Here is a 26,691-nt window from a genome sequence, read left to right on the forward strand (position 1 = left end):
CATCCACTTTTGTGACATCTAATTATTTACGAACATAAAAGACATTCATGGAAAAGAGAATTTGGTTAATAACTGGTATTTCGAGCGGGCTAGGTAAAGAAATAGCTGAAAAAGTAATGCTTAATGGTGATTTTGTGGTTGGGACTTTTCGCCAATCCTCACAGGTTAGTGCTTTTAACAAGGAAAATAATGGTAGTGCTTTTGCCATAAAAATGGATGTGGCCGATGCCAATGAGGTGCAAAAGGCTATAGAATTGATAACGGAAAAGTTCGGAAGGGTAGATGTATTGGTGAACAATGCTGGGTTTGGAATAGCGGGGGCAGTGGAAGAAACCAGCGAGGAGGAAACCAGAAAAGTGTTTGAAGCAAATTTTTACGGCGCTTTGCGAATGACTCAAGGTATTTTACCGCTTATGCGAAAGCAAAAGGCGGGACACATTATCCAAATTTCATCTCATTCAGGTTTCAAATCATTCCCGGGATTTGGGATTTATAGTGCGAGCAAGTTTGCATTGGAAGGTTTTAGCGAAGCTGTGGCAATTGAAACTGCTCCTCTGGGAATTAAGGTAACCATTGTCGAGCCAGGTCCGTTCCGAACTGATTTCGCTGGAAGGAGTTTTGCCTTGGCAGCAAGGGAAATAGCAGATTATGCAGGTACTGCGGGTGTTTTTCGACAAAAAATAAAAGGGGTGGACGGAAAGCAAGAAGGTGATCCGAAAAAAGCAGCACAAGCTATTTTTGACTTGGTTGGTTTGGAAAACCCTCCGCTGAGGTTGCCGCTTGGAAAAATAGCTGTAGGAACTTTGCAGGCAAAATTAGATTCTGTTCAAAAAGATGTGGACGGGTTTAGAGAAATTGCGGAAAGTGTGGTGTTTGAATAAGGGGAATAAATTCTGGCCTGTTGCAATCCACAGCAGACCAGAATTGTTTTTTACTCATCGCGTAAGCAATCTACAGGATTGAGCAATGCTGCCCGTATAGAGTGGAAGCTGATAGTGAACAGGGCGATGGCTGCTGCCAGTACCGCAGCTACTACAAATACCGTTGGTGTCAAAATTGTTCTGTACTCAAAGTTTTCCAACCAGTTGCTAGTAAGCCAATAAGCAAGCGGCCAAGCCAACAAATTAGCTATAAGTACAAGTTTCATGAATTCGGTAGAAAGCATTAGAATGATGCGGGGAATGCTGGAACCCAATACTTTTCGGATGCCAATTTCCCTTGTGCGCTGCTCGGCTATGAAAGCAGCTAAGCCAAACAAGCCTAGGCAGGCGATGAACACAGCCAGCCAGGCAAAGCCTGTGATGAGCTTGGAAAAATGGACTTCGTTTTCGTAAAGCTGGGCAAATTCTTCATCGAAAAAGGTGTATTCAAAAGGATCGGTTGGATAGACTTCTTTCCATGTCTCTTCGATCTTTGCCAGAGTATTTTCCATCCCATTGGTCGCAACTTTTGCCACCACTCTGTTTGGGCTAGGGTTGTTCACAATCACTAGTGGCTCAATCTTGTGGCGCATGGAGGCAAAATGAAAGTCTTGCACCAAGCCAACAACGGTATATTCCGTTTGCCCAATGTTCACTTTTTTGCCCACAGGATTTTCCCAATCAAAAGAACTTGCAGCAGCTTGGTTCAAGATCATGGCTGCATCCTCGTCCGTTTGGAAATCTTTGGAGAAGTTTCTTCCTTCTAGTATTTCCATTTTCATGGTCGGGATGAATTGTTCGTCGCATGACATGATGCTATAGATCCACGGATCATCGTCGGAAGTGTAACCTTCGGGAATTACCCTCGTTCTGCCAAAGCCCTGGCCTGGAAGTGAAGATGCCCTACCGATGTCGGAAATTTCAGGATAAGCTTTGAGAGCAGTCAAAAATTCCTCCCCTTTTTCGCTCATTTCTCTGTTGTTGAACCTGAACTGGAGCACCTGTTCCTCGTCAAAGCCTTTATTTTTCGATTTGATATAATCGAGCTGGTTATAGACCGTAAGCGCACCAATAATCATGACGATAGAAACGGCAAATTGGGAAACCACCAAGATCCTACGCAAGGCAGCTCCCTTTCTGCTGGTAGCAAATTTACCTTTCAGCACTTGGGTAGGTTGGAAAGCCGTGAGCATAAAAGCGGGGTAAATACCGGCAAGAATACCTAGTAATAAAACAAAAATGATAATTCCTCCCACAATCAGGGGAGAGGAAAAGATGAAATTGAGAGCTGTTCCGTTGATGGGAAGCTCAACAAAACTATCCACTATACCAACGGTGAGCAAAGCGATGATCATGGAAAACAGACACATAAGAATGGCTTCGCTCAAATGCTGGAAAATTAATTCGCCACGCCTTGAGCCTAGCACCTTCCTTATTCCTACTTCCCGTGCACGTTTGGCAGAGCGGGCTGTAGTGAGGTTCATGAAGTTAAATGCAGCGATGATGATCACAAAAATGGCGACTGCCCCTAGCGAAAATACATAATCGAGGCTGCCTTTGTTGTTGTTCATGCCATCAAACAAAACGCCTTCCGATTTGAGGTGCGTATCTGCGAGGGGTTGCAGCGTAACTTTGAAGTTGCTCCCCACCTCGTGCGCTCGGATAATTTCCTCCATTTTGGCTTCCACTGCTTCTTCGCTGCTTGCATCGTTCAGCACTGCATACGAACTCATACTGATGTTGTTCCAAGAGTTGAGGTATTGCATCAGGCTGGTGTCGCTCTCGGCAGCTACCATGGCTACCATTACATCCATGGTGAGGTGAGTAGGCAGGTCAGAATCTGCCATAATACCCACTATTTCGTAGTCATTATCATCGTTCATTCTGAAGCTTTTGCCCATGGCTGTAGCAATATCTCCAAATGTTTTTTTTGCCATAGCCTCGGTCATTACTGCGGTGTATGGTTTTTCAAAAGCAGTATTTTCGTCGCCTTCTATCAACTGATAATTGAAAACATCGAAAAAGCCATCTTCTACGTAGAGCAAGTTTTCGGCAAAGAACTTTTTGTCTTTGTGCTGTAGCATTGTCCTCCCATTGCTGTTGATCCTCACCGTTTTTTCTACCTCGGGCAATTCGTCTTGCATAGTTGGCGCCAAAGCAGGGAGGGTAATCCCCACCAAGTTGCTCGATACGCCAAGTGCCTCGTCGATAGTGAGCACCCGAAATGTCCTTTTAGAATTGTGGTGGTGCTTGTCGTACGAAGTTTCGTGTAGTACATACAGGAGGATGAGCAAGCAACAAGCCATCCCGATGGAAAGCCCTACGATATTGAGCAGGGAGGTTTGGGCTGAGCGGCGGAGATGCCTAATAGCGGTAACGAAGTAGTTTTTCAACATGGTTTATGTAAGTTGGGGTTGACACTTGTTTCAAATACTATCAAATTAGACTTTCCCTTGTTGCTATTCAAGAGTAACTTTTTCGAGTGGGGATTTTTTTTGATGGGAGGTGTGTGGTGGGAAAGTTTATTTGGGAAACAATAAGCGAATATGGCTTATTAACATATTAAAGGAGTATAAGTAAGGCATTAAAGTAGGTTTGGAATACAACAAACTACAAACTATCTTTGGACAATTAGAACCACATCATATTAACCTTCCTCAACCCATAGGAATCTTCCTTCCCTTTTGCTTAGGGTATACTTTCCGTAAGGTATTTTTTGATTCACAATCAGCTTTTATACAATTATGAAGATGAGAAAACTAATTCTAATTACTTTTTTAGCATATCTAGGTCAGGGGCTTGCCTACTCCCAAATAATATTCGAGCAAGGGTATTTTATTGATAATGACGGGAAGAAAACAGAGTGCTATATTAAAAATTTGGACTGGAAGAATAACCCTACGAAATTTGAGTACAAACTAGCGGCAACTGGCGATATTCTACATGCTTCTATTAAAACAGTGAAGGAGTTTGGAGTAGCACCTCGTATCAAATATCAACGGTTTACTGTGGAGATAGATAAAACACCAAGCCAACTTAGCGACCTAGACCAAAATAGATCTTATAAGTTTGAGAAAGCTACCTTGTTTTTAAAGCCTTTGGTAGAGGGAATGGCGAATCTTTATCTGTACGAAGCGCCCAAGTTTAGGAAGTACTTTTTTAGTGTGGATGGCTTAAGCATAGAGCAGTTAAGGTACAAACAGTATTATGCGGAAGAGGGTAATATAGGGGAAAATGAGGCATATAAACAGCAACTAATAGCCTATATGCCATCAGCCAACATTTCGAAGGTAGAGATCATGAAATTAGACTATAAGGAAAATGATTTGATAAGGATATTCAATAAGTATAATAGGGAAGAAACTGGTGGAGAGTATGTAGAAAAAGAGGTTGAAAAGACCTTGACATCTTTCAAAGTTAAGGTTGGCCTAGAGTATTCTAGCTTGAAGATAGATAGTTATTTAGTACCAAATAAGTTATACGACCTTGGGAGTACGGAAAGTATGTGGCTAGGAGGTGAATTTGAAGTGGTATTGCCTTTTAACAAAAATAAATGGTCTCTTTTGGTTGAGCCGGCTTTTAAGAGTATGAAATTTCAGACTTCTGAAGGAAAGGCAGTGTACCAGTCATTTGATTTGGCATTTGGTCCGAATACTTATTTTCATTTGAGTGAAAAATCGAAGTTGTTTCTTAGGGGTGGTGCTGTTTTAGGGTTCACTTTAAACGGAGATAACCAAGTTGAAGTAAGCAGACCTTTGAAGTTAGATTTAACAGAGGTAAAAGGAAGTTTCTTTTGGGGGTGTGGTTTTGCTTTCGATAAGTTGAGTATAGAGTTGAGAAGGAACAGTAGAGGTGTTTTGGATAATTATAACGATTGGGCTTCAAAACTGACATCCACGGGGTTTATATTGGGCTATAGGTTGTAGGCATTTATTTGAGAACCCTTCGATGTTTCAAAAGAGTTGGAATGAGAATAGATAGGTGTTTTTTATCATGTATTTGTGAACTTTAAGAGGCCTCACTAATCGGTAAAGCTTTTTTTTAGCCAATCTTTTTTAGGAAAGTGAATATTCAATTAAGAAAAATAGAAGAAAGGGACTTTCCCGCCCTCATTGAATTGTTCAAGGAGTTTGCGGCGCTTGAAAAACGCCCTGAGAAAATGGTGAATTCCGTAGAGCAAATGAAGAAGGACAAAGAACTTATTAATGGTTTTGTGGTGGAGAGAGAGGGAGAAATCATAGCATTTATTACGTTTTATTTCATTTACTTATCGTGGACGGGCAAGGTGCTTTACATGGACGATTTGTATGTGACGCAAGAGAACAGAGGAAATGGACTAGGATCGAGGCTTATAAACGAAGTTATTTCATATGCTAAGCAGGAAAGGTGTAAGAAAATGCGTTGGGGCGTTTCGAATTGGAACAAAGCAGCTATTGATTTTTACAAAAACCTAGGTGCGGAAATAGATGAAGTGGAATTGAATTGCCATTTAAATTTGGCAGAAAGGGGGTAAAACAGCTATTGCGTGTAGATAGCTGGGTTATTTTTATTAATTTAAGCTATAATTCAGCTACAATTACTACTATTTACCTCTAACAAAAAATCAATGAAAGAACCAGCTTTAATTCGCAATCGGAGAAGATTTCTGAAACAAGCTATGATAGGAACAACAAGCGCACTTGCTTTGCCTACATTAGCAGCAGCTTCAATTCCTTCAAAATCAACTAGCTTACCCGAGTTTAAATCTGCATTATCTGCTTTTGTCCCAAACGAAGAAAAGTACTGGGAAATGGTGAAAAAGCAATTTACCACAGATGAAAATCTGACGGTAGTAAATGCAGCTAATTTATGCCCCAGCCCCTATTTTGTAAGTGAAAAGGCTACGGCGTTACTGCAAAAATTACAAAGTAATGTTTCATTCCAGAACAGGTCTGTTTTTAGTGAAGAGAGAGAAATAGCCTTGACCAAGTTGGCTAGCTATCTCAATTGTACTCAACCTGAAGTTGGCATCACAAGAAATACATCTGAGGCTAATAATATCGTAGTGCATGGTTTGGACTTGGGAAAAGGAGATGAGGTGGTGCTATGGGAACAAAACCACCCTTCCAATGGTACTTCTTGGGAAGAACAGGCGAAAAGGTTTGGTTTTAAAATAGTTTGGGTCAAGTTACCCTCCAACCCATCATCGAAAGAAGAACTGATTAAACCTTTTGCCGAGGCGATCAATAAGAATACACGAGTGCTTACATTTTCACATATATCAAATGTGTCGGGCATTGCACTGCCAGCTAAGGAACTTTGTGTCCTTGCAAGGGAAAAAGAAGTGCTAAGTTTGGTAGATGGTGCACAGTCGTTTGGTATGTTGGCTATTGATGTAAAAGATTTAGCCTGTGATTTTTATACGGGAAGTACCCACAAATGGCTGATGGGTCCATTGGAAAATGGCATTATTTACATGAAAACCGAAATGATTGATAAGGTGTGGCCTAGTATCATCACTGCTGGCTGGAAACCTGACAGTAATACCGTTGATGAGAAATTTTGTAAGCTTGGGCAGCGGAACGAGACCACAGCTTCTGCCATAAGCGATATTTTGGATTTTCATTTGTCCATAGGCAAAGTACAGGTAGAGGAACGGGTACGCGAACTTAATAGCTATTTAAAGGGAAAACTAGTCCAAAAACTGAAGAATATTGAATTTGTAACACCTATTTCTTCAGAGTTGAGTGGAGGGGTGACTATCTTAAAAATTCTTGGCAAAGAACCTAGAGAGGTATTTGCCAAACTTTATCAGGATTTTGGTATTGCCTGTGCACCTACTGGAGGCTTGCGTTTATCTCCAAATATCTACAACACCAAATCCGACATAGATAGGGTAGTGGAAGCGCTAGTTCAGATTGAAAAAGGATAATTGATTTTCAAAATATCTGTATAACTTATTAAACCAAAAGCTCCATCTAGTTATGGAGCTTTTGTATTTGAGTAGTTGATCAATTAGAAAATGTATCAGTGTTCGTCCGAGTATTTAGCTAATACAACTAGGTAAAGTTGAATTACCACCTGCCATTTGACTAAAAAGGCTTGATGATTAGGGCAAAAGAGCTTAAAAAAAATGTTTTTTTTCTAAAATTCTGACAAGGATTAGAAATAGTTGAAGTATGCATTATTCAAAAAAAGCTGAAAGTCTTGTATTTCTTTTCCCAATTCCCCAATTGGATTCCCTATTTGGTAAAATGCAATTAATATAGATCAGTCCCAGAAATATGAATAAAATCCCGTTTTGAGCGTTATAACAGTACAATTACCTACCAAACCAATCCATTGTTTATCCTACTTACCGAAAATAAAACAACTTTAATCGGGTTGTTTTAGGTCTTCTATCGAATTTGAATGCCTAAAAGCCGTTTTTCGGTACATCACTTGCATTTACACTTATTAAATGAATATCCACCAGTTATTTTTCTTCTTGCAAGGAATTTGAACTGTTTTTATTCGAAACGGGCTCAAAAATTACATCGAGCTATTTTGACAAAAGGTATAGAGATCAAAAATAAACTAATGGACATGGATCAGAAAGAATTAAATATCACAGGAGAAAAAGCCAACAAGATGGGGATCAATAAGGTGATCTTGCTTATTGCTCCTGCGCTTCTTTTGGTGATGAGCTTTTATACCATTTCTCAATTGAACAGTGAGATTGCTACGTATGTAAGCACTCCTAAATATGGTAATAGCCAAACTCGATCTTATACAGAGCAAGAAATCAAAGTAAAAGACGGAGAATATGAATACAAATATGTATTCAAAGACCATAAAGATAACCTAGTGACTTGGGACTGGAGTCTTAGGAAAGAGTTTGTAGATGAAATGAGTGAATCGTTTGGTGTGCCTGTTTCCGATGCTCAAGCTGGAGGTTCTGCTCAAGATATCGTGAACAGAAAAATGGCTATCAAAACAGGTCTGTTTTATGAAGCAGATGGTAAAATAGAACCAAATTATAAGGCAATAGCTGATGTTCATAATATAGTCGCCTCTCCTCTTTATACTCTTTCGGAAGAATATGCAAAAGAAATAGGTGGGAATAGGTTGGATCAAATTGAGACATTGCTCAAGTTTTGCCAAGACATGCCTTACCGCGAGCCACCAGAGAATTACAATGGAAGGTTGATAAAAGGAGTATTTCCCCCATCAATAAGCTTGACCAAAGGCTGGGGAGATTGTGACACCAAAGCGATGATTTTTGCGAGTGCACTTAAGAATAGTGAGGTGTTCAAACTGGTAGTGATTTATTTGCCAAACCATGTGCTGATAGGTGTAAGAGGCGTTCCAAGACCTTACCAGACTGCCGTAAAATTTAGAGGTGAGAGCTACATTGTATGTGACCCTTCTGGTATTAAAAGATTAAGGTTTGGGGAAAGACCTGAAAATGCTGGTCCAATTCAAATGATAAGGGCTATTTAACATTTATTTACTATTTTTGTTGGGTACTTAATAACAGGACAAAAGACCTCGTGTTTTTTGTCCTGTTGTTTTTGTTTTTTAATTAACTTGCTCTTATTAAATTAAGTGAATCCAACCAAACTACGCCTAATAAGTTACCAATGTGGAAGAAACAACACCTGTTTTAGATAGTTGTTGAAAATGATTTAGGTGTATTTTTTTACAAAACAAGCAGTGGTGTGCTTACTATCAGAAGAAAATTATGCCCAAAGTATTAATAGTAGATGATGATCCTTCGTTTTGCCTAATGCTCAAAAAGTTTCTTGAGAAAAATGGGTACGATGCCAAGGAAGTGTTGACGGCAAAGAGTTGCCTGCAATTGTTGATTACAGATGGGGATTTTGACATCATACTTATAGATTTTAGGCTTCCCGATTTAAATGGCCTTGAACTTCTCAAGGAAATAAAGAAAAAGAAACCGCAAGTTCCCGTAATCTTGATGACCAGCTATGCGAATATCCGCACAGCGGTAAAGGCAATGCAAATGGGGGCTTTTGAATATGTAACGAAGCCGATCAACCCAGATGAAATTTTAATTTCCATAAGGGAGGCGCTGGAAACTGGAACTGAAGAAGTAGCAGAACCAGCCAAAGCGGGGAAGGCAAAAGATACGAACACAAGTAAAAGACCCCCTCTTCCTAAATTCCAGTTTATTGAAGGAAACAGTTCCGAGGCGCTCGAAATCAAGAAATATATTGATTTGGTAGCCCCAACTAACCTTTCAGTAATTATTCATGGAGAGAGTGGGACGGGAAAAGAGTATGTTTCTCGTATGATCCACCAGCATAGCCGCCGATCAGATAAGCCATTTGTGGCTATTGACTGTGGGGCACTTTCAGAAGAGCTTGCGGCAAGTGAGCTTTTCGGTCATTTGAAAGGTTCGTTTACAGGTGCTATCAACGATAAAATAGGGCAATTTCAAGCTGCAAATGGCGGTACCTTGTTCCTAGATGAAATTGGTAACCTTTCATATGAAATTCAAGTGAAATTGCTGAGGGCTATCCAAGAAGGCATGGTGAGGCGGATAGGCAGCAACAAGGATGACGCAGTTGATGTAAGGATTATAGCTGCGACCAACGAGGATCTTTCTGAAGCTGCAAAAAGAGGGGATTTTAGGGAAGATCTTTATCATAGGCTCAACGAGTTTATGGTGATAGTTTCGCCACTGAGGAAAAGAAAGGATGATATAGGGCTTTTTGCCAAGCATTTCTTAGAGCGCTCAAATATGGAGTTGGAGAAGGATGTGAAAGGTTTTGACTTTGAGGTAATGCAAAAGTTCTTAGGGTATACCTGGCCTGGAAACCTTCGTGAGTTTAAAAATGTAATCAGAAGAGCTGTTTTGCTCACTCAAGGTGATTTAGTGATGTTGGAAAGCTTACCTGCTGAAATCATAAACCCTCCAGCAGAATCAGTTGCAAGTGCTCCTGAGCAAGAGACTGCTGTCCCTTCTGCAAACTCAGGTACGAACCTGAAAGAGATGATAGAGCGAAACGAGCGGGAAACGATTGTCCGAACGCTTGAGCAAGTGAAGTATAATAAATCGAAAGCTGCTAGACTTTTGAATATTGATAGAAAAACTCTTTACAATAAACTTAAGCAATACGGCATAGATGCTTAGCTAAGCCTATTTGCTTAGTGCTTATTCAGTTTTTTTAGTACATTTAGTAGGAAAAGCTTCTTTTTTAGAAAGGGGCTTTTCCTATTTTTTTGCCTAATACCAACATCGCAACTTATAAATAATATGAAAAAGAAAAATAACCTCGGGACATCAACACGAAGATCATTTATCAAAACTACAGGTACAGCAGCTTTGGGCTCAACCTTGGCTTTCAATATTATTATATCTAAAACTGTGTATGCTGGAAATAGCGATACCATAAAAGTAGGTTTGATAGGCTGCGGGGGAAGAGGTACAGGAGCTGCAAGCCAAGCATTGAATGCAGATGATAACGTGGTGCTCACAGCCATGGCAGATATATTTGAAGATAAACTGAAAAGCTCTTTGAAGAACCTGAAAAAGGAGCTTGATAAGAAAGTAAAAGTCGATGAAGACCATCAGTTTTTGGGCTTCGATTCCTATAATAAATTACTAGCAAGTGATGTTGATATGGTCATTTTGGCAACTCCTCCAGCCTTCAGGCCTGATCATTTGGCTGCTGCCGTAGAAGCAAGAAAGCATATTTTCTGTGAAAAACCTATGGCAGTAGATGCTCCAGGATTTAGGAAAGTGCTGGAAAGTGTGCAAAAAGCGAAGGATAAAAAGCTTTCTCTCGTTTCGGGGTTTTGTTGGAGGCATGACTTCCCCAAACAAGAGGCATTCAAACGAGTACTTGATGGAGAAATAGGTGAAGTGAGGAGTATTTACAATACCTACAATACAGGTGAGCTTTGGAGTAAACCTATGGAAAAAGGTTGGAGTGAAATGGAATATAAAATGCGTAACTGGTTGTATTATAATTGGCTATCGGGAGATCATATAGTAGAGCAGGCGATCCATAGCGTAGATATGATGAGTTGGGCGATGGGCGACGAGATTCTTCCGGTAAGCTGTACGGGAACAGGAGGGCGTCAGCAGCGAACCGAAGAGAAGTTTGGCCATATTTATGACCATTTTGCAATTACCTATGAATATGAAAATGGTGCAAAAGGATTTCATATGAGCCGCCAGCAAAAGTTCTGCGACAGGAGCTACGCCGTGGATATGAACGGGACAAAAGGTCGGGCAATTGTCGATTGCATTAAACGAATTCATAGGGTTGAAAATGGAGAAACGTGGAACTATAGAGGAGAAACCAATAATATGTACCAAACCGAGCATGATGTGCTTTTTGCTTCAATAAGAAAAGGAGATGCGGTGAATGAGGGAGTGAGGATGGCGAACAGCACCATGCTGGGAATTATGGGAAGAATGGCAGCTTACACAGGCAAGACTGTCACTTGGGAGGACGCGATTAAGTCGACAGAAGTGCTAGGTCCCAAAATTGACGAGTACAGTTGGGAATTGGAGTGGCCAACTACGCCAGTGGCAGTACCTGGAGTCACCAAATTCTTCTAGAACGTTACCCCTATTTATACCAGCTTCAACAACAGAGCTGGCAATTGGTTTTCTTCCTTTCAATTTCTTTATACCAATAGAATGAAACCTCAAATCTCTCGAAAAACCTTTCTAAGGTATGGAGTTGTAGCAGCTTCATTGCCTTTTTTTCCAACTGCTCTTACCGTTTGTGCTAAAGAAAACAAGGCTGCGTTTAGCCCTTTGGCAGGAAAGTTAAAAATAAAGAAATCGTTGAAATATGGAATGGTGCAAGAAGGCGATTCTGTGATGGACAAGTTCAAGTTATTGAAAGAAATTGGCTACGATGGCGTAGAGTTGGATTCACCCAATGACTTGGATAAGAACGAAATACTGGAAGCAAAAGCAGCAACTGGCTTAGAAATACCCGGTGTGGTGAATTCTGAACATTGGAAGTCACCGCTTTCTCACCCTGATGCTGATGTAAGAAAAAAATGCGTAGATTCGATGATAACAGCATTGCACGACTGTAAAGCCTATGGCGGAACTACGGTCTTGTTGGTAGCAGGAATGGTCAACGAGAATATTTCCTACAAGGATGCTTATAATCGCTCTCAGGAAGAAATCAAAAAACTGATTCCCATCGCTGAAGAAACAGGGATCAAGATTGCCATAGAAAATGTATGGAACAATTTCTTGCTTAGCCCACTAGAAGCAGCAAGGTTTGTGGATGAGCTAGAAAGCCCAATGGTGGGCTGGTATTTCGATGTGGGAAATGTAGTGAGGTATGGTTGGCCAGAGCACTGGATTCAGGCTTTGGGAAGTCGGATAATGAAGCTCGATATCAAAGAATACAGCAGGAAAATTCAAAAAGAAGAGGGTATTTGGAAAGGCTTCGGAGTGCCAATTTTGGAAGGTGATTGCAATTGGGCAGTAGTGGTTGATGCTCTAGAAAAAGTAGGTTATACCGAAGGTTGGGCTTCTGCCGAGGTAAAGGGAGGCGATAAAAAAAGATTGGTCGATATTTTGGAGCGCATGAAAACAATTTTTAGCTAACCTGTCTTATCTTCAAGTTTCTTTAAAAGGAGAACCAATTAATTTTTTAGATGAAAAGATTTAATGAGTTATTACACTCAAATCGAGAGAACAAGTTTTTGCCTTTTACCATTGCTCTTGCCTTTATTATCTTGTTTGAACCGTTTTTAGATGGAATCCAGACTAGTTTTCCCATAGTCAATACGTTGATCATGCTATCGCTTGTATTAGGAGTTTATAGCATTGGCTATGGGAGGGTAATGCTTAGTTTTGTCATCGTTTTAGTTGCTCTTACCATTGTTTTTAGCATATTGAAAGATGTTCTTCAGATGCGTATTTTTGGACTGCTTCAATACGGCTGTAATATCTTGTTTTTTGGTATTGCCGATTATCGCCTCATTAAATTTGTAGCAAAAAGTAAAAATGTAACCGCAAATATCATCTATGGAGCTATTTGTGGTTATTTGCTTATGGGTTTTATAGGGGCGATGTTGTTTGATGTTTTGACAACCATAGCTCCAAATTCTCTCGACTTTCCTTATACAGATCAGCCTGGCTTTCATGATTTTTTGTACTTCAGTTTTGTTACCCTTTCTACATTAGGCTATGGCGATGTAACTCCCGCTGCGGAAGTGGCACAGTCTCTTTCCATCTTGCTTAGTGTCACAGGACAGATGTATCTTACTGTTTTGGTTGCAATGCTGGTAGGCAAGTACCTTAATGACCAAAATTCAACGAAATAAACCCTTTTTGTTAACACTTGTAAAAAATGATCATTGTTTTTTAGCGTTACTCTTGAGTAATCAATCAGCCCGCAATGCGGACTACTATTAACTACTTAAGTTTATGGCTAACAAAAACAAATTGTCATTTTATAGAACACTGTTGGTTGCCGCCTTTGTTTTGGCAGTTTCCATTCCAAGTTTTGCGCAAGAAACCGAGACAGGGTCAGAAGATTTTGCTTCTTCTTTTTTCGATGACGAGCCCAAAAAAAAGGTAAGAGCACCTGAAGAAGGCGAGGATATGGGTGAATATGCACTCAGCTCTTTGGATAGCATGAATGTGTTCCGTACTAACTTTGGTATCACACAGGTGGGCGATCAGAAGTTTTTCGGGCTGAGGCTCCAACCAGAAATAGCCCTTGGCAAGCTAGGGTTTGGTTTAGATATTCCCGTGCAGTTCAATATGGAAGATGGTTCGTTCAGGACAGATGAATTCAAGGATGGCACAGGTGTATTGAGAATGGTTCGCTATGCAAGGTACGGTGTAAAAAGGCGGGATCCGGTTTATTTGAGAGCGGGTGACCTTACGGGAGTTTACCTAGGTTATGGTTCTCTTCTGAATAACTATACAAATTCGGTGAGTTTCGATAAGAGAAAAATTGGTCTGAACTACGATATCAAAATAGGAAAGCTAGCCGGTATCGAAGGAATGTACAGCGACCTTAACTTATCTTCTTTCAACCTAATGGGGATAAGACCATATGTAAGACCATTTGCCAAAATGCCAATTCCTGTTGTTCGCTCGCTAGAGATAGGCGGAACCTATATGCTCGATAAAGATAATACTCAAATTTCTTCTACGGTAGATAGCATGCAAGTAACCTATGGCAATGCATTTATTAAAGATGGAATGAAAGCTTGGGGTGCAGATTTGGGCGTAACATTCTTGAAAATCCCTTTTATTACTGCTATGGGTTCTATCCAATATTCAAAATTGCTCAAGAACGAGTCAGACTCTCTGGCAAATTACTTTGGCAGCCTTCCTTCGGAAGATATTATTGGAACTCCACTTGAAGATGGTTACCAGTCGGGAACGGGGTTAAGTATTGGCGTTAATGCTAAGGTGAGGTTCATTGCCAATATTTTTAGTTTGGATATTGGAGTAGATAGGTTGTGGTATTCTGATCATTACCTTCCTCAGTTTTTCGATGCGGTGTATGAAATGAATAAAGATGCCAAGGTACAACAATTAGGCTTTGCCAAAAGCATGAAAGGTATTTATGGAAATATGACCTTCAATTTACTTGACAAGGTAAGAATTGGTGGTAGCTTGCTTTACCCTGATGAAATTAGTGAAGAAAACCCTGCTACTGTACGAGTAAATGCCGAGGTGGTAAATTTATTCGAAAAGTTGATCTTGAAGGGAAGTTACATCAAAGGTAATCTAACTTCACTTGACGATGCACTTGTGCTAGATGATCGCTCTTTGGCGACAGTAAGAGCTGCTTATAGGTTGTACAAAGTATTAGTTGTAGGCGTTGATTATCACTGGACTTTCGCAAAAGTAGCAGATGGTTCATATCAACTTACCGATCATGTTACCCCTTATTTTGGATTGAATATTCCGTTGAATTTTGGAGGAAAGAAATCAGTCCCTGAGGAAAAAGAATAGTATAACTTTTATATGAAATGCAAAAGACGATGGGATAACCCCATCGCCTTTTTGTGTTATGAATTACGTAAATATTAATTTTTCCCACCCAGTAGCCTTTTAGATAAACCAAAAGTTGCAAATAGCTGCCCTTTGCTATTGTTTTGAAAACCTTTTTAGGTATTATGCAATCACAACTTTTACCAAATACTGAAATGAGCTGTTTTGTTAAACAATCATTCTTTGTTCATTTTTTTTACAAAATTAGCTATTGAGTATCTGTTAAAAACAAACATTTTCGAATGGAACAAACCTTAATGGCCATCGGGTTTCTGTTGGCAGCATACTCCGTGGTTGGTAATGACGTAATCCAAACCCTTGGTACTTTTCTTAGCTCCAATAGCAAACAAAAATGGTGGGTTCTTTGGCTTTTTGCAGGAAGTATTCTTACGGTTGTGCTGGTATATGGCTGGTTGAATTACAATGGGGATGTTTCGTATGCCCGCCTTTCTAAGGTGAATTTGCCCGTACCGTTCCACTGGTGGTATGTATTGCCTCCTTTGGTGCTCATGGTCATCACCAGGTTTGGAGTGCCTGTAAGTACCACCTTCCTTATTCTGAGTGTATTTTCATCTTCTACGGTAATTGGCAAAATGATTACAAAGTCGGTAATTGGCTATTTGCTGGCATTTGCCGTGGCTATCGTGATCTACTTTATCATCGCAAGGTTTGTAGAAAAGTGGTTCATCGACAATAAGATGAATACCGGTAAAAAATATTGGACAGTTCTTCAATGGCTTTCCACGGGTTTTTTGTGGAGTCAATGGCTTATTCAGGACCTTGCCAATATCTATGTATTCCTCCCTCGCCCACTTCCTGTCGAATACTTAGTGGCATCTTTAGCTGCTATTTTAGGGTTGCTTGCTTATATATTTTACAACAGAGGGGGAAGTATCCAAAAAATCATTACCACCAAAACGAATACGGCTGATATCCGTTCGGCTACCATCGTCGACTTTATCTATGGCTTTATTCTCTTGTTTTTCAAGCAGATGAGTAACATCCCGATGAGTACCACTTGGGTTTTTGTAGGTTTGCTCGCAGGTAGGGAGTTCGCCCTTACCTTTAGATTAGCGCATAGAGAATCGAAGGGCATGTATATTATGGTTCTTAAAGACTTGGGTAAGGTATTGCTTGGCTTGGTAGTGAGTACCATTTTAGTAGTGCTTATCAAGCAATTGGAGTCTTAGAAAGTGAAACAAAGCAGGCTGATCCATAGATCAGCCTGCTTTGTTTTCAATGTAATTTTGAAAGTCTTCTAAGGTATCGATATCCTTTGCCGCCTCAGGAAAAGGGATGCTTTGAATATCATCAGGGTTTGCTTTTACAATTAACTTTGCTCCTTTGTTCGCATTAAGCTTTAGCAAATCTGAGAAATACTTTTTCTTTAGTAAGATGGGCACGCCCACTATTTCCGAATAAGAAGAAGCGATAATACTTTTCTTGCTTGTTGAGGCAAGCTTTTGAAGAGCATTGATATGCTTCGAAGTCACAAAAGGTTGGTCTGCGAGCAGGAGCAAAACGGCATCCGTTTCAGGGTTCTGCTTCAAGGCAGATGCTAAGCCTGAGTTTATGGAACTGCCCATGCCATTTTCCCAGTTTTTGTTTACTACAATTTGAACAGGAAGGCTAGCCAAAACCTCTGTACAAGCTTCGGCATTTGCTCCCAATACCACAGTTACTTTTGTATTATCAGCGCTCAAAGCTGTTTTTGCGACACGCCGAAGCATAGGCTGCCCATTGACGGGCAAGAGCTGCTTTGGTTTTCCCATTCGAGAAGATTGTCCCGCAGCTAAAACTACTATGGAAAGCTTACTCTTTGACATTCAGAATATCGTTTAGCTCCAGCGAAGTGAGTTTTTGAATGCTTTTGATCAGCATCCACAAAGCTAGAAACATAATAAGAGTAGAAGGGACGGCGATTACGGGGAAACTCCAGAAGGTCATTTGCCCAAGCTCTTCGTTGAAGGCTTCTGTGCCAGCAGGGCTTTTTACCAAAACCTTGGCCAATACATAATTAAGTACTGCCGAAACTAAAAAGGAGGCAGCCACGAGGTAAGTGGCAAGTACCAGTTTTTTCTCAAAAACAGGTTTGCTATCTCGTTCGTCTAATATCTGATCTATTTTTTCTACATTGATCAACTGGTCATTATAAATCAGTTTTTTTACCAAAGGAAAAGGGGTCCAGAGGGAGATAATTACTGCCATGCCCAACACCAATGGAACTGCCGCTTCTTTTACGGCCACCCAGCTTGGGTCGAGTTGGAACAAACCAATCACGCCAGTGAGTAAAATACTTATCAGACCAATTACCGAAAATACATTCAATTTTTTCTGTTTGATGAAATCGTAAATACCATAGCCAATAGGGAAGGCAAGGGCAACTACTAGTCCAACAGCTGGGCCAAGTTTTTCAGGGGAGCTGAACTTCATCAAGATCATCACTGGGATAAGGATGTTCAGCAAGAGGTTCATCAGCGGGCTTTCTTTCTTCTTCTGCGTCATTACTCTAGTCTACAAGGTTGTTTTTGTCAAAGATACTGCGAAAAAATAAGCCCCAGTGCATTTTACCGTAGCAAAATACACTGGGGCTAGTTTATTTGACCCTAAGATAATGTTCAATTCATTACTTCCTAAACCTATATTGCTTTTTTCCTTTCACATTTGTGCGGATACTTAGCACTTTTCCAGCGGTTCTAGTTTCTTCTCTTTCTTCGTCGTCTAGTTCTAGCAGCGAAGTGGTGATAAACAATTCTTTCATATCGTCACCACCAAAGCAGCAGCTTGTTGGGTATTTAACTGGCAAAGGAATGTCCTCTATTTTATTTCCGTCAGCATCAAAGTGGGACAATTTGCTTCCTTCCCACATCGCTACCCAGAAACCACCCTCGCTGTCTATGCACATCCCGTCAGGATATTCATCTTTTCCAAAAACTATATGGTCTCTTCGGTTGGAAATATTTCCGGTTTCCAAGTCATAATCATAAGCCCAGATCACATGACGGTTGGTATCGGTAAGGAAAAACGTTTTTCCATCTACGCTCCAGTCCATCCCACTGGTAATGTAAATATCTTCTTCTAATTTTTTTGCTTTCTTGCCGGTTTCAAAGCTATAAAGGCTGCCAATAGGTTTGCTGCCATCATGCTTCATAGTACCTGCCAAAAATCTTCCTTTTGGATCTACCGCTCCATCGTTAAACCGAGTTTCAGGCAAGCTCTTTTCAGGGTTTTCCATAATCTCGAGGATATCAGCTTTTTCATTGTAGTAAGCAAATCCATCTTTCAAGGCTGCCACTACGCTTCCTTCGTTGCAAAGAGCCATCACGCCCAGTGGTTGGCCCATTTCGTAGCCTTTCACAACGCCGGTATTGGCATCTGCCTTGTAGTATTTTCCCCTCAGGAGATCGACCCAATAAAACTTTTTTGCTTTTTCGTCCCAAACCGGACCTTCGCCATGCTCCGAGCGGATGGCAAATCGATGTTTAACTTCGTACGAGTTTAAGATTTCGGTAGTTTTCAAATTATAAGGTTTATATTTTTGCTAAAACTTATTTGATGATTATTACGCCTGATTTACAGAATATTATACATTTTGCCATATAACTTAACAATCATTCAGTAGCTTAACTGTAAGAGCAGGGCTAGTTTCAGCTCTCAAAAGTACAATAAGTCGTACTGCTTCACTGAGCATTTTTACGGATAAATGGTAGGTGCTTCCTCATGATTATTATGTACTTTTATTAATCATCAATTTGTCGTTTATTTGAGCAAAACAATATAGAAACAATTATAGGTCGTAATGATTTGTGTACACTCAAATTCTTAAACTATGAAATATTGCCTATCTCTTGTCTTGTGTTTTATAACTTCGTATACATTTTGCCAGGTGTTTACGAACAAAGAAGTTGGTAAGAAAAATACCGAGTTAATAGATAGCCTGAAAAATACCGAATACCCTTACGTGCTTCCAATTTGGGGCGATAAAGCTACAAAAGCTGGATTTTCGCTGCCTTATTCTGCAGGGCTTGGGGTCAATTATTTGTGGCAAGAGTCAGAACTTGTCATCAACAACTTAAATGTTGGGTTCAATGGAAGTCAAAAGTATCTTCTTGATGATATTGTAAGGTTTAATGAAGCAACTTCTCGGTCAAATATTGTGAATTTTAGACCTGATGTATGGTTACTTCCTTTCTTGAATGTATATGGGATTTTTGCAAAGTCCAGTTCAAGTACTTTTGTTGACTATAGTATATATGCGCCTATTGGTGATGGATTTGAAGAAATAATAAACTTGACCTCTGAAGCAAAGTTTGATGGAACTTCCGCCGGTTTTGGCCTTACGCCAACAATGGGTGTGGGCAATGGCTGGATAGCTCTCGATATGAACTTTACCTGGACCGATATCGATGCGTTAGATAAACCTGCTTTCTCCTTTGTATTTGGCCCCCGGATGGGGAAGTCGTTTAAGCTTAAAAAGCCAGAAAGAAATGTGGCTATTTGGGTTGGGGGATTTAGGGTAAAACTCAATTCTGATACAAATGGTCAACTTCCTTTGGGCGATGTATTGGAAACAGAAGGGATTAATGAAAAATTAGACAATGGTTTTATCAGGTTAGAAGAGGCCCAAATGAAGCTTGATACTTGGTGGGCTGGGCTGACTTCTGTTGAGCAAAAAATTTATCAAGGAGTGTATGATAGGGGAAATGAAGCAATAGGAAAGGTTGGAGGTTTACTCACGGGTGTTTCCAATGCAGTTGACCGCTTAGAAGATTCTACTGTAGAATACACACTCGATAAGAAGCAAAAGAGCTTGTGGAATTTTTTGGTAGGATCTCAGTTGCAAATCAACAAGCACTGGATGATAAGAGCTGAAGCTGGATTTTTGGGTACTAGAACACAGTTTTTAGGAGGGTTACAATATAGGTTTGGATTTTAACTAAAGTATGTTTAAATTTTACCTATTTCACTGGAAATGAACATTTTATAGGGCGTAGCAGAAGCGTCTGCCCGGTTCAAAATAAAATTTTCCACTGGCTCGACACTCGGTAGCGCTACTACTGGGACGCCAGTCCGATACAAAATTTTCTTCCTTTGCGAGAGCCCCAAACTGAGCCGTTTCGGTTTTGGGCCGACACTCGGAAAACTTAAATTTTAAACATACTCTAATACATATGTTTCACACTAGCATTCAAAAAATAATTGCTTTTAGCATTAAGGTAGTTTTTGTTTTATTCTCTTTTTTGTTTGTACCTAAAGGTTTTGCCCAAAGTATAGAGTTAGATAAGCAGCTAGGGATAGAAAATGCCAAGATAGTAGAGGAACAGATGGGGATTGTAGATGACTCTATCATGACGGCTTACGTCAGTTCTGTGGGCAATCGGTTGGTTTCTGCTCTTGTAGATCCAATGTTCGAATTTCATTTTCATATAGTGGACGACCCAGTACCCAATGCTTTTGCCCTCCCGGGAGGATATGTTTATGTGACCCGTGGGATTTTGTCCCTTGTAGCCACAGAAGATGAGCTCGCTTGCGTAATGGCTCATGAGATTGTACATGTATTGCGGAGGCACTCCATAAAGCAGATGAGAAAAAGTATACTTCCTCAAATACTAGAATTACCAGGCAGGGTGGTAGGAGTGGTCAATCAGGATTTGGGGAATATATTGAGTGCACCTATAAAAGCGGGTAACAGTTTGTTTTTAGCTTCTTACAGTAGAAAACATGAAAACGAAGCGGATGAACATGGGGTTGCTATTGCAAGCAAAGCTGGCTACGATCCAAATGCACTCAAGCCTATTTTGACAAGAATTTCTGCGGCAGTAGAGCTCATGACAAATGAGCAAGAGAAAAAGAGTTATTTTGACGATCATCCTTTCACGCCCAAAAGAGTGAGCAACATCAATAAAACAGTGGAAAAACTTACTTGGGAAGAGACTCCAAACTTGTCACTAGATTTTCCTAAACCTATCGATGGCCTGATTTATGGTGAGAGTCCTCGATTGGGCATTTTCAAAGAAAATGTATTTATGCATCCAGAAATGGGTTTTGCCATCACCTTCCCCAAAGGATGGAATAACTACAATCAACCAACCACGGTGAGTGCCTTGAACAAAGATGGGACTGCTGGAGTGTTTTTAGGTTTGATAGACACTTCAAAAACTCCAGAGGAATATGCGAAGGAATTTGAGGCTGTTTTAGCGGAAAAATATGCTAATCTGTCGGTGAAATCCCGCCCTTATGAGAAAAATGGGAACAAAGGCTATTTGGTTTCAGTGGACGATACATCAGGAGAAGAAGTGATATTTATCCATTTTTGTGGCTTCAGGTGGGCGATAACTTGTTCAAAGTCATCGGGATTGCGCCAAAGGAAATGGAAGGAGAGCTAAAGGCAACGGCTGAGAGTTTACACCCACTTTCTCCCGAAGAAAGGAAGGATATTGTAGTTCAGTTTGTGCACATAGTGGAAGCAAAAGAAAACGAAACTTTCACAGAACTATGTAAAAGAACTTCATGTGTAGCCTCACCAGAAATAGTAGCCTTTTTAAATGGTATGAAAGCAGACCAATTACTTGCGAGGGGGCAAAAAGTAAAGGTCATTCAAGATAAGAGGTATAGGTAAGTTCTAATTTCTTGTCATATTAGTAATACTGTGTTATTCTAAAAGTAAAGTGTTGTATCTGTAGAAAATAATTTCTTTCTTGGGACAAGAAACATGTTTCAGACTTGTTTTTGGTAAAAAAAAATTAAACATTTACGATCAAATAGTACTTAGACATATCATAACAACCTAATTTTGAGAGACACTGATTTTTTCTAGAGTCTTCAAGAACTTTCCCAGCAGACTAAATCTTTCAAAAATACCCAACTACTCATTTGAAAGGATTGTAAACTCACTTTTACATATTTTTAATAACATATTTCTGAAACTATGAAACATTTGTTTACGCTATTGCTAGCGGTATGCACTTCTGTTGCTTTTGCGCAGAAAAAGCCTAACATCCTCGTGCTTTGGGGCGATGATATTGGCCAATCTAACATTAGTGCCTATACTATGGGGCTAGTAGGTTACCAAACTCCTAACATAGATCGGATTGCCAAAGAAGGAATGATCTTTACCGATTATTATGGCGAACAAAGCTGTACTGCGGGAAGGTCATCATTCATCACTGGGCAAAGCGTTTTCCGTACAGGTTTGAGTAAAGTTGGTTTGCCAGGAGCAGATCTAGGTTTGAGAAAAGAAGATCCCACTATTGCAGAAATGCTCAAAACACAGGGCTATGCCACGGGGCAGTTTGGTAAAAATCACTTGGGGGACAAGGATGAGCACTTGCCGACCAACCATGGATTTGACGAGTTTTTGGGTAATCTTTATCACCTCAATGCCGAGGAAGAGCCAGAATTGCCAGATTATCCAAAAGACCCTGAGTTCCGCAAGAAGTTTGGCCCAAGAGGGGTAATAAAGTCTTCGGCCGATGGTCCTATCCAAGATACAGGCCCTCTTACCAAAAAGAGAATGGAGACCATAGACGATGAGACTGTGGCGGCGGCTATTGATTTCATAAAAAGAAAAGAAAAAGAAGGTACGCCATGGTTCTGCTGGTGGAACGGCACACGTATGCACTTCAGAACGCACGTAAAAGAAGAGCACAGAGGGATTTCTGGTCAGAATGGGTACGGTGATGGAATGGTAGAACATGATATGCATGTAGGTGAGCTTCTGAAAGTGCTCGACGAGCTTGGGATTGCTGATAACACCATTGTTTTTTACAGCACAGATAACGGCCCTCACAAAAATACGTGGCCAGATGCCGGTGTAAACCCTTTCAGAGGGGAGAAAAATACCAACTGGGAAGGTGGCTGGAGAGTTCCTGCTATGGTAAAATGGCCAGGTGTGATCAAGCCAGGTTCTATCAGCAACGAGATCATGCATCACATGGACTGGATGCCAACTTTTTTGGCCGCTGCGGGTGACTCCAACCTAAAAGAGGACTTGCTAAAAGGAAAGAAAGGAGGGGATATGACTTATAAGGTGCACCTAGATGGGTACAACTTTATGCCTTATTTTAAAGGGGATGAAAAAGAAGGACCTAGGAACGAGATTTTCTATTTCTCGGACGATGGAGACCTTACTTCTTTGAGGTATAATGATTGGAAAATGGTTTTTTTAGAACAAAAATCTAAAGGTACACTGGATGTATGGGCAGAACCTTTTGTGCCTCTACGTGTTCCGTTAATTTTCAACCTGAGAAGAGATCCGTATGAGTTTGCTACTGTAACATCTAACACCTATTATGATTGGTTGTTGGATCATGTGTTCTTATTAGTTCCTGCCCAAGAATATGTTGGGAAATTTTTAATGACTTTTAAAGAGTATCCTCCAAGACAAAAAGCTGCTAGTTTCTCGCTGGATCAAGTGATGGAAAAGCTAGAGGCTGGGTATGATGGGAACTAAAAATTGATTTGATCTGAAGGTTGCGGGTAGGCAAACCGTGCTGGCTCGCAATCTTTTTTATATTTTCTCTCCTTATTTTTATTTAGCTACAATTATGGGCAAGTCTAATCATCCCTTCATCCTTTTTATTGCAATTCTTTTTTTCTTTTCCGCTTGCTCCGAAACCAAGCCTACGGAAGCACCACCCGAAGTAACCATTGACCCACTTCCTTCTTGGAATGATGGAGAAGCCAAAGCGGCAATAGTTGATTTTGTAGAAAAAGTAACCGATTCTAATAACCCTAGCTTTGTAGATGCGAAGGATAGGGTGGCTACGTTTGACAACGACGGCAACCTTTGGTCTGAGCAGCCGATGTATTTCCAGTTGCTATTCGTGATTGACAGAGTGAAAGAATTAGCCCCTGAGCACCCCGAATGGGCAGAAAAGCAGCCTTTTAAAGCGGTACTGGAAAATGATATGGAAACGGTAGCGAAGTCTGGCGAACATGGATTATTGGAGCTGATGATGGCAACTCATGCGGGAATGACTACCGAAGAGTTTGCCCAAACAGTGAAAAACTGGCTAGAAACGGCCACGCATCCTCGCTTTAAAAGACCCTATACCGAACTTGTGTACCAACCCATGTTGGAGCTGCTGTACTACCTTAGTGCCAATGAATTTAAAACATTTATTGTCTCAGGAGGAGGGGTCGATTTTATGCGTGTTTGGGTAGAAGAAGTATATGGAATCCCGAACGACCAAGTGGTGGGGAGCAGCATCAAAACAGAATTTGTGATGGACGAAAACGGTGCTAGAATAATGAGGCTGCCCGAAATCGATTTTATAGACGATAAAGCAGGAAAGCCTGTCGGTATTCATAAGTTCATTGGGCGGAGGCCTATTTTTGCCTCGGGCAACTCCGATGGCGATTTGCAAATGCTTCAATGGACAGATGCTGGCGAAGGAGCGAGTTTTAAGTTATACCTGCACCACACCGACTCGGTGAGGGAGTGGGCGTATGATCGAGAGTCGCATATTGGAAGACTTGATAAAGGCTTGGACGAAGCAGGGGAAAAAGGTTGGACGGTAATTGATATGCAAGAAGATTGGAAGTTGGTTTACCCTTTTGAGTTATCGAACTAAAAGTAGAGTCGAGGTAGGTCTTGGCTTTTATCACTAGAAACTACAAGCTGATTTTTCTAAAAAACAACCCCAAACCACTTCGGTAATTAAAAAAAATATGAGTGAATTATTAACCAAAATAGAAGAACTTAAATCGAGGATAAACCAATCCATAATAGGGCAGGAAAAAGTAGTAGAGAAGATTTTGGTGGTGCTTTTGGCAGATGGAAACTTATTGATGGAAGGCCTCCCCGGCTTGGCTAAAACCCGAGCTATAAAGAGCCTTGCCAAAAATGTAGATGCCAAGCTTAGCCGAATCCAGTTCACGCCCGATCTACTTCCCTCGGATATTACTGGTACAGAGATTTACCAACCTGACAATAAAGAAGAAGCTTTTGTTTTCCAACAAGGGCCAATCTTCGCCAACTTCGTACTGGCAGATGAAATTAACCGAGCTCCAGCCAAAGTACAATCGGCTTTGCTAGAAGCTATGGAGGAAAGGCAAGTTTCTGTAGCAGGAAAAACCTATCCTATGGATAAACTTTTTCTGGTAATGGCTACGCAAAATCCAGTAGAGCAGGAGGGGACGTATCCACTTCCCGAAGCCCAACTCGACCGATTTCTGATGAAAGTGGTCATTGAATATCCGAGTAGCAATGATGAAAAGTCTATTTTGAAACTGGTGAGAAGCGAAAGCAAGGGGCATGCTGTAAAGCAAGAAGCGATAGATAAAGAGGTGATTTTGCAAGCGAGGGAGGAAATCAAAAATGTGGAGACTTCCGATGCCATTGTGCAGTACATCGTCGATTTGATAGATGCGACCCGTTTTCCAAAAAAATACGGGGAAGAACTGGCTAAGTGGATTGAATTTGGCGCAAGCCCGAGAGGGACAATAGCCTTGGACAAATGCGCAAGGGTAGTCGCTTGGCTCAATGGTCGGGAGTATGTAACTCCAGACGATGTGCGGGAGATTATTTACGAAGTGCTTCGCCATAGGCTAATGTTGAGCTACGAGGCAAACGCTGAGGGAATTACTCCCGAAAAAGTGATAGATGAAATATTGAAAGTAGTAGCTGTTGCTTGATATTATTTAGAGGTTAGAAGCAAGAAGTAGTTGCTCTTATGAATCATTTTCTAACCACTTATAAAAGATCTTTTAAAGAAGAAAGCTGGCGCGAGCGTCTCGCTCGTGCCTTAAAATTGGCCTCAAGTGTTCTTTGAACGGTTTCAAAGTTAGCTTGTCATTTTAACTAATACCTACCCCCTTTTTTATTCGAAGATATCATTTGAAAATTCTTTTGTTATGCATTACCCACCCCAAGTAGTCGCGTCTTTGCCAGAGCTAATGAAGCTCGAGTACCTAGTGAGCAGGGCGGGACTTATGCCCAAAAAGCCTGTTTATTCGGTATTGGCGGGACCCTATGCATCTAAGTTGAGAGGGCGAGGATTGGATTTTGAAGAGGCGAGGCTGTATGTAAATGGTGACGACATCCGGAACATAGATTGGAAAGTGACGGCTCGGACCAAAAAGACACATACAAAGGTTTTTAACGAGGAAAAAGAACGGCCAAATTTTACCATAGTAGATCAGAGTAGCTCCATGTTTTTTGGGTCGGTGGAGTTTACCAAATCGGTGATAGCTGCTCAATTGGCGTCACTTTCAGGCTTCAAAGCACTTTCCAAAGGTGATCGCTTTGGCGGGATGATTATTTCAGATGATACTACCGAGTTAGTTAACCCTAAGCGAAACCGGAAATCAGTCTTGCGCTTTTTGCAGCTAATGGTAGAGGCAAATGAGAAAGCTGCCCAGCGAGAGAAGATCCATGCTGAAGGAAATACCTTAAATAAGGCTCTTTTTCAAGCCATAAAATCTATTAGTCATGATAATGTGATAATAGTGATCAGCGACTTTAGTAGTGCCGATGAAAAAACGGTTCAGCACCTTATCAAGTTAGATCAGCACAACGATGTAATTGTAGCCGTCATCAACGACCCTATGGAAGAGGCAATTCCCGACAACCCATTTTTGTTTTCGGATGGGGACAAACAAGTATTATGGAAAAAAGGAAAACAAAAAAGCCACGAAACATTTCGTGAGCAATTTGAAGATCATATCAGTTTTTTCAAAAAGAAATTAACTACCTACAAAATCCCTGTAGTTTCACTCGATACGCTTAGTTCGGCAAACGAGCAATTGAAAACAGTTTTTTCAACTTTTGCCAACAGACACAAATAA

The 26,691-nt window shown here is 40.6% G+C and carries 22 protein-coding genes and 1 pseudogene; 19 read left to right on the forward strand and 4 right to left on the reverse strand.

Translation table 11 applies throughout. The features are described 5' to 3' along the window. The first annotated feature begins 47 nt into the window (after window positions 1–47). Window positions 48–881, forward strand: a complete 834-nt coding sequence (locus R9C00_02160) for an oxidoreductase (protein WPO36246.1) — start codon at window positions 48–50, stop codon at window positions 879–881. Between the two features lie 50 nt (window positions 882–931). Here R9C00_02160 and R9C00_02165 read toward each other — a convergent pair whose 3' ends face one another. Further along, window positions 932–3,316, reverse strand: coding sequence for an ABC transporter permease (locus R9C00_02165; protein WPO36247.1), 2,385 nt, complete (start codon window positions 3,314–3,316; stop codon window positions 932–934). Window positions 3,317–3,670: 354 nt separating this feature from the next. Here R9C00_02165 and R9C00_02170 point away from each other — a divergent pair, with 354 nt between their 5' ends. The 10 genes from R9C00_02170 to R9C00_02215 all read left to right on the forward strand — a co-directional run bounded on the left by R9C00_02170 (window position 3,671) and on the right by R9C00_02215 (window position 16,091). Further along, window positions 3,671–4,846, forward strand: a complete 1,176-nt coding sequence (locus R9C00_02170; protein ID WPO36248.1) for a hypothetical protein — start codon at window positions 3,671–3,673, stop codon at window positions 4,844–4,846. 137 nt (window positions 4,847–4,983) lie between these two features. Then, a complete protein-coding gene (locus R9C00_02175) occupies window positions 4,984–5,433 on the forward strand; it encodes a GNAT family N-acetyltransferase (protein ID WPO36249.1) in 450 nt (149 codons plus the stop codon). Between the two features lie 144 nt (window positions 5,434–5,577). Next, window positions 5,578–6,831 carry an aminotransferase class V-fold PLP-dependent enzyme gene (locus R9C00_02180; protein ID WPO36250.1) on the forward strand — a complete coding sequence of 418 codons (1,254 nt, stop codon included), beginning with the start codon at window positions 5,578–5,580 and terminating at the stop codon, window positions 6,829–6,831. Between the two features lie 653 nt (window positions 6,832–7,484). Further along, entirely contained in the window at window positions 7,485–8,381 is an 897-nt protein-coding gene (locus R9C00_02185; GenBank protein WPO36251.1) for a hypothetical protein, read from the forward strand. 241 nt (window positions 8,382–8,622) lie between these two features. After that, window positions 8,623–10,038: a sigma-54 dependent transcriptional regulator gene (locus R9C00_02190; protein ID WPO36252.1), complete on the forward strand. Its 1,416-nt coding sequence runs from the start codon at window positions 8,623–8,625 to the stop codon at window positions 10,036–10,038. A 123-nt stretch (window positions 10,039–10,161) separates the two neighbouring features. After that, window positions 10,162–11,475: a Gfo/Idh/MocA family oxidoreductase gene (locus R9C00_02195; protein WPO36253.1), complete on the forward strand. Its 1,314-nt coding sequence runs from the start codon at window positions 10,162–10,164 to the stop codon at window positions 11,473–11,475. A gap of 81 nt (window positions 11,476–11,556) precedes the next feature. Next, entirely contained in the window at window positions 11,557–12,489 is a 933-nt protein-coding gene (locus tag R9C00_02200; protein ID WPO36254.1) for a sugar phosphate isomerase/epimerase family protein, read from the forward strand. Between the two features lie 50 nt (window positions 12,490–12,539). Next, a complete protein-coding gene (locus tag R9C00_02205) occupies window positions 12,540–13,211 on the forward strand; it encodes a potassium channel family protein (GenBank protein WPO36255.1) in 672 nt (223 codons plus the stop codon). A 103-nt stretch (window positions 13,212–13,314) separates the two neighbouring features. Continuing rightward, window positions 13,315–14,862 (forward strand): hypothetical protein, encoded by a 1,548-nt coding sequence (locus tag R9C00_02210; protein ID WPO36256.1) that lies wholly within the window; start codon window positions 13,315–13,317, stop codon window positions 14,860–14,862. Window positions 14,863–15,143: 281 nt separating this feature from the next. Then, window positions 15,144–16,091, forward strand: coding sequence for a hypothetical protein (locus R9C00_02215; protein WPO36257.1), 948 nt, complete (start codon window positions 15,144–15,146; stop codon window positions 16,089–16,091). Between the two features lie 30 nt (window positions 16,092–16,121). On the opposite strand, the gene R9C00_02220 is transcribed toward R9C00_02215, so the two are convergent. From R9C00_02220 to R9C00_02230, 3 genes are all read right to left on the reverse strand, one after another. Next, window positions 16,122–16,727 (reverse strand): nucleotidyltransferase family protein, encoded by a 606-nt coding sequence (locus tag R9C00_02220; protein ID WPO36258.1) that lies wholly within the window; start codon window positions 16,725–16,727, stop codon window positions 16,122–16,124. Further along, the gene (locus R9C00_02225) at window positions 16,714–17,406 is read right to left on the reverse strand and encodes a VC0807 family protein (GenBank protein WPO36259.1); all 693 of its coding nucleotides are present in this window, start codon (window positions 17,404–17,406) and stop codon (window positions 16,714–16,716) included. Before R9C00_02225 ends, R9C00_02220 begins: the two co-directional genes overlap by 14 nt. 121 nt (window positions 17,407–17,527) lie before the next feature. Then, the gene (locus R9C00_02230; GenBank protein ID WPO36260.1) at window positions 17,528–18,421 is read right to left on the reverse strand and encodes an SMP-30/gluconolactonase/LRE family protein; all 894 of its coding nucleotides are present in this window, start codon (window positions 18,419–18,421) and stop codon (window positions 17,528–17,530) included. 366 nt (window positions 18,422–18,787) lie between these two features. Between R9C00_02230 and R9C00_02235 the strand changes: the two genes are divergently transcribed. The 8 genes and pseudogenes from R9C00_02235 (at window position 18,788) to R9C00_02270 (ending at window position 26,691) form a co-directional block, all read left to right on the forward strand. Next, window positions 18,788–19,837 carry a hypothetical protein gene (locus R9C00_02235; GenBank protein ID WPO36261.1) on the forward strand — a complete coding sequence of 350 codons (1,050 nt, stop codon included), beginning with the start codon at window positions 18,788–18,790 and terminating at the stop codon, window positions 19,835–19,837. Window positions 19,838–20,072: 235 nt separating this feature from the next. After that, window positions 20,073–21,287 (forward strand): M48 family metalloprotease, encoded by a 1,215-nt coding sequence (locus R9C00_02240; protein WPO36262.1) that lies wholly within the window; start codon window positions 20,073–20,075, stop codon window positions 21,285–21,287. Continuing rightward, complete coding sequence (locus R9C00_02245; GenBank protein WPO36263.1) at window positions 21,272–21,520, forward strand: hypothetical protein; 249 nt, start codon at window positions 21,272–21,274, stop codon at window positions 21,518–21,520. The genes R9C00_02240 and R9C00_02245 overlap by 16 nt, the downstream gene beginning before the upstream one ends. Before the next feature lie 309 nt (window positions 21,521–21,829). Then, window positions 21,830–23,353 carry an arylsulfatase gene (locus tag R9C00_02250; GenBank protein WPO36264.1) on the forward strand — a complete coding sequence of 508 codons (1,524 nt, stop codon included), beginning with the start codon at window positions 21,830–21,832 and terminating at the stop codon, window positions 23,351–23,353. Window positions 23,354–23,447: 94 nt separating this feature from the next. Next, window positions 23,448–24,476: an HAD family hydrolase gene (locus R9C00_02255; GenBank protein ID WPO36265.1), complete on the forward strand. Its 1,029-nt coding sequence runs from the start codon at window positions 23,448–23,450 to the stop codon at window positions 24,474–24,476. A gap of 70 nt (window positions 24,477–24,546) precedes the next feature. Next, window positions 24,547–25,179: pseudogene (locus tag R9C00_02260) on the forward strand (AAA family ATPase). Between the two features lie 66 nt (window positions 25,180–25,245). After that, window positions 25,246–25,539, forward strand: coding sequence for a hypothetical protein (locus tag R9C00_02265; GenBank protein WPO38758.1), 294 nt, complete (start codon window positions 25,246–25,248; stop codon window positions 25,537–25,539). 219 nt (window positions 25,540–25,758) lie between these two features. Next, entirely contained in the window at window positions 25,759–26,691 is a 933-nt protein-coding gene (locus R9C00_02270) for a DUF58 domain-containing protein (protein WPO36266.1), read from the forward strand.

The sequence above is a fragment of the Flammeovirgaceae bacterium SG7u.111 genome (assembly GCA_034044135.1).
Lineage (GTDB): Bacteria > Bacteroidota > Bacteroidia > Cytophagales > Flammeovirgaceae.